The organism is Streptomyces sp. NPDC060205 (genome assembly GCF_042728395.1).
Classification (GTDB): Bacteria; Actinomycetota; Actinomycetes; order Streptomycetales; family Streptomycetaceae; genus Streptomyces.
Genome location: NZ_JBHWZP010000642.1, coordinates 1 through 1,312, shown reverse-complemented (window position 1 = coordinate 1,312; position 1,312 = coordinate 1). Strand labels below are relative to the sequence as shown.

The window sequence follows — 1,312 nt, the reverse complement described above, 5'->3', positions numbered from 1 at the left end:
GTCGCGCAGTTCCCCGCGCCCCTGAAAGCGGGGCTGCGCCCCCGCATCCGAGGGCGGGGCGAAGCCCGCCCCGAGGGGCGCGGGGAACTGCGCGACCCGCCCTCACCGGACCCTCAGCCGAACCCCGCACGGGGGACCAGCCCCGATCGCGGCTGTTAGATTCCAGGCCAGACACGGTGTCGGCCGTGTCGGACGGGAGGCGGACCATGGCAGTCCACGGAGCGCGGAGCCGGAGCGGCGGGCGGCCGACCCTCGAAGAGGTCGCCGCGCGCGCCGGAGTGGGCCGCGGCACGGTCTCCCGCGTGATCAACGGCTCCCCGCGCGTCAGCGACGCCACCCGGGCGGCCGTCGAGGCGGCGGTCGCGGAACTGGGGTACGTGCCGAACACGGCGGCCCGGGCCCTCGCGGCCAACCGCACCGACGCGATCGCCCTGGTCGTCCCCGAGCCCGAGACCCGCTTCTTCGCCGAGCCGTACTTCTCCGACATGCTGCGGGGCGTGGGCGCGGCCCTCTCCGACACCGAGATGCAGCTGCTGCTGATCTTCGCGGGCAGCGACCGGGAGCGGGCCCGGCTGGCCCAGTACCTCGCGGCGCACCGCGTGGACGGTGTCCTGCTGGTCTCGGTCCACGCGGACGACCCGCTGCCCGACCTGCTGGCCCAGCTGGAGATCCCGGCCGTGATCAGCGGCCGCAGGTCGGCGGACGAACCGCTGCCGTCCGTGGACTCGGACAACTTCGGCGGCGGCCGGTTCGCCGTCGAGCACCTCCTGGCCCAGGGCCGGCGCACCATAGCCCACCTGGCCGGACGCCTCGACGTCTTCGGTGCCCAGCGCCGCGTCGACGGCTACCGCGCGGCGCTGCGCGACGCGGGCCACGAGGTCGACGAACGCCTCATCGTGCCGGGGGACTTCACCGAGGAGGGCGGCCGTCGCGCGATGACGGAACTGCTCGCCGTCTGCCCGACCCTGGACGCGGTCTTCGCCGGCTCGGACGTGATGGCGGCCGGCGCCCGGCAGGTCCTGCGCGAGAGGGGGCGCCGCATACCCGACGACGTGGCCCTCGTCGGCTACGACGACTCGGCGATCGCCCGCCACATGGACCCGCCGCTGACGAGTGTGCGCCAGCCGATCGAGGACATGGGCCGCGCGATGCTCGGCCTGCTGATGGACGAGATCGCGGACCGCCGCCCGGCGGTCTCCCGCGGCCTTGAGCGACGGCAGCTGGTGCTTCCCACGGAGCTGGTGGCACGGCACTCGTCGTGACCCCGCACGCGGGGAGGCGAACGCCAGAGGGCCGGACCGCTTCCGCGGTC

Annotated in this window: 1 protein-coding gene; it reads left to right on the top strand. The window is 75.2% G+C overall.

Going from position 1 to position 1,312, the window contains the following annotated elements:
- The first annotated feature begins 206 nt into the window (after positions 1-206).
- Positions 207-1,262, top strand: a complete 1,056-nt coding sequence (locus ACFWGJ_RS43715) for a LacI family DNA-binding transcriptional regulator (protein ID WP_387334553.1) — start codon at positions 207-209, stop codon at positions 1,260-1,262.
- Positions 1,263-1,312 lie beyond the last annotated feature (50 nt).

Coding starts and splice junctions, on each gene's coding strand:
- ACFWGJ_RS43715 (WP_387334553.1), top strand. CDS start 207: ATGGCAGTCCACGGAGCGCGGAGCCGGAGCGGCGGGCGGCCGACCCTC.